At 61.3% G+C, this 3,087-nt stretch carries 2 protein-coding genes and 2 pseudogenes; 3 read left to right on the top strand and 1 reads right to left on the bottom strand.

The window, feature by feature from the left end:
* The coding region (locus AC2VLV_RS16935) for a Fic family protein (protein ID WP_486991078.1) at positions 1-836 on the bottom strand (836 nt) is incomplete at its 3' end.
* Positions 837-1,054: 218 nt separating this feature from the next.
* Here AC2VLV_RS16935 and AC2VLV_RS16940 point away from each other — a divergent pair.
* The 3 genes and pseudogenes from AC2VLV_RS16940 to AC2VLV_RS16950 all read left to right on the top strand — a co-directional run.
* Positions 1,055-1,360: pseudogene (locus AC2VLV_RS16940) on the top strand (IS21 family transposase); the annotation flags it as partial.
* Positions 1,350-1,799, top strand: a pseudogene (istB, locus tag AC2VLV_RS16945) (IS21-like element ISThsp5 family helper ATPase IstB); the annotation flags it as partial. The pseudogenes AC2VLV_RS16940 and istB, both read left to right, overlap by 11 nt.
* Before the next feature lie 62 nt (positions 1,800-1,861).
* A protein-coding gene (locus AC2VLV_RS16950) for an IS3 family transposase (protein ID WP_486991079.1) occupies positions 1,862-3,051 on the top strand; the annotation gives its coding sequence in 2 pieces (ribosomal slippage) (positions 1,862-2,120 and positions 2,120-3,051; 1,191 coding nt in all).
* Positions 3,052-3,087: the final 36 nt, after the last annotated feature.

Genomic DNA, 3,087 nt, shown 5'->3' on the forward strand with positions numbered 1-3,087 from the left:
TCGACGATGGAGCCAATGCTGCTGAGCGGGCGCGCGCGTAGCGCGTCGAACACGCGCAACGTGTTGGCAGCCGCTCGTCCGAGCGTCTGCACACGCAGCGCATCCTCGCGGAACAAGGCCAGCAAGCGCTGCGCCGTCTCCACAGCCTGACCCGCAGTCTGCGTAACGCCATCCAGAAAAAAGTCCAGCCACGCTTCCCAGTCCCCGTTGGTGCGCACAAGGCCCAGCAGCCGGTAGTACTCCTCCCGATGCTGCTTGAAATACAGCGACAAATACAGCAGAGGCTGTTGCAGAACATGGGACTCGAACAGAAGCAGCGCGATGAGCAGGCGGCCAACCCGGCCATTGCCATCCAGAAAAGGATGGATGGTCTCGAATTGCACATGCACCAGTGCCGCCCGGACCAGCGTGGGCAAACCGTCGTCCGCGGCATTCAGGAAAGCCTCGAGTTCGCTCATGCACGCGTCGAGGAAATGGGGTGGTGGGGGCACGAACAGGGCGTTGCCCGGACGGGTTCCGCCAATCCAGTTCTGGCTGCGCCGGAATTCGCCAGGCTGCTTGTCCGCACCGCGGCCGCGAGCGAGCAACTTCGCGTGCACTTCCCGGATCAGTCGGTTGGATAGTGGGAAACCGCCACGCAGGCGGCTCAGCCCATGCTCGAGAGCCGCCACGTAATTGGAAACTTCGATCACGTCGTCCAGAGGGACGCCAGGCACATCGTCCAATTCGAACAACAGGAGGTCTGAGAGCGACGACTGGGTGCCTTCAATCTGGCTGGACAGCACGGCCTCGCGGCGCACATAGGTGTAGAGGAATAGATCCGGATCGGGCAACATCGCCGCAATGCCATCGAGCCGGCCGCATGCTAGCAGTGCGGCTTCCAGCCGCTGCTGCCTCGGGGTGAATGAATGCCGCGAATTGCAACCACTGATTCGCCAGCAATTTCGCTGATGACTGAGCGATGATTTCCATGTCGCGCAGGCTGTGCCGATTCAAGACATCGCATGTCCATTGGGCATGGGTAGATGTCGGAGTCGATGCGGATCGCACGGATCGATTGCGCCAGGGACTGATGAAACGCGCCGGTGGTGACCGAGTTATGGCACAGGTATTGGCCGCCGTACCCACAGCCGGATTGGAGGCCGTGCTGGTGGCGGTTGACTTGGTTGTGGAATCGGGCGCGCTCAGCGTCGAGCATGTTCTCAATGTGTTGGCCAGACTCAATGCCAAGCCCGTGCCTGATTGTGTTGAAACCGCTTTGGCGCTCAAAAAGCCACCGCTGGCCAATACCAGACGCTATGACAGCTTGCGTGAAGCGCTTGAAACCAGCCCAGCCAAGGAGGTCAATCATGCGCTGTGATGTCACCACCGAACTCAAAGAACTGCGCCTGTATGGCATGGTCAGTGCCTGGACAGACTTGACGGCCCAAGGTGAGACCAGCACGGCCTCATCGAAGTGGTTGATTGAACACTTGCTGCAGGCCGAACACACCGACCGGGCCATGCGCTCGGTGAGCCATCAACTCAAGGCCGCCCGGTTTCCACTGCATCGTGATCTGGCCCGGTTTGACTTCGCTGCAAGCGCGGTCGATGAAAGCCTGGTCAAAACACTGGCGACGATGGACTTTACCGACACCGCACAGAACGTGGTGTTCATTGGCGGGCCTGGCACCGGCAAGACGCATCTGGCCACCGCGGTGGCGGTCTCGGGCATCACATCCAAGGGTATGCGGGTGCGGTTTTACTCGACGGTCGACTTGGTCAACCAGTTGGAGCAGGAGAAAGCCCAGGGCAAGGCTGACCTTGCCCGTGAAAAACGTATCCCTTGCTGAGTGATTCAATCCAAGCAAGGAGAACGGAAATGACGAAGACGACAAGGCGGGCGCGGTACACGCTCGAGTTCAAGCAAGAGGCTGTGCGGCTGGTCGAGGGCGGCCAGAGCATCGCTGCGGCAGCCCGCACACTGGGCGTGGTGGATCAGACACTGTTCAACTGGGTCAAAGCCCAGCGGCACGGCAAGCTCAAGGGGGCTGACAGCAAGGTCGTCAGCGCCGAGCAGATGGAGATCAGTCGGCTGCGGGCCGAATTGGCGCGTGTGAAGATGGAGCGCGACATCCTGGGAAAAGCGACGGCGTACTTCGCAAAGGCAGCGACGTGAAGTACGCCTTCATCCAGCGCCACCGGCGCGTGTGGCCGATCTCGGTGCAGTGCCGGGTGCTGGAGGTCAGCGTGGCTGGCTACCACGCGCACGTCGTGCGGGCCGCCAGCACGGCCCAGCAACGCCATCTCAGCGACGATGCGCTGCTGGTGCATATCAAGGCCATCCACGCCGAGACCCGTGGGAGCTACGGCTGGCCGCGCACCTGGAAGGAACTGCTGGCCAGGGGCATCCGCGTGGGCAAGGAGCGTGTCCAGAAGCTCATGCAACGGCATGGCATCCGCGCCAAGGGCAAGCGGCGCTTCAAGGTCACCACCGACAGCAATCATGACTTCCCGATTGCCCCCAACCTGCTTGACCGGCAGTTCACCGTGGCCGAGCCCGACAAGGTCTGGGCAGGTGACATCACCTACATCGCCACCGACGAAGGGTGGCTGTTTCTGGCCGTGGTCATTGATTTGTTCAGCCGCCAGGTGATCGGCTGGAGCCTGCGCGCCGACATGACGCGCGACATCGTCATTGACGCCCTGCGCATGGCTTGGTTCAAGCGCCATCCGAGCAAGAAAGCCGGGCTCATCTTCCACAGCGACCGCGGTAGCCAGTACGCTGCCAAGGACTTCCGCGACGTGCTGGCCGAGTATGGGATCACGAGTTCAATGAGCCGCAAAGGCAACTGCTGGGACAACGCTTGCAGCGAGACGTTATTCGGTTCGCTCAAGGTGGAGCGGTTGCATGGGCAGCGCTTCAAGACACGTCGCCAAGCGATGGACGAAGCCGTCGCCTGGATGCTCTGGTACAACCGCACCCGGCTGCACTCAACCCTGGCCTATGTCAGCCCGATGCGGTTCGAAGAAAACTGGCTCGCCAAACAACCAAGGCAAGCCAGTGCATGAGTCAGCTATGGGATACGAATTCCAGGGGCAAGGTCA

The sequence above is a fragment of the Thiomonas sp. TH-17 genome (genome assembly GCF_057473305.1).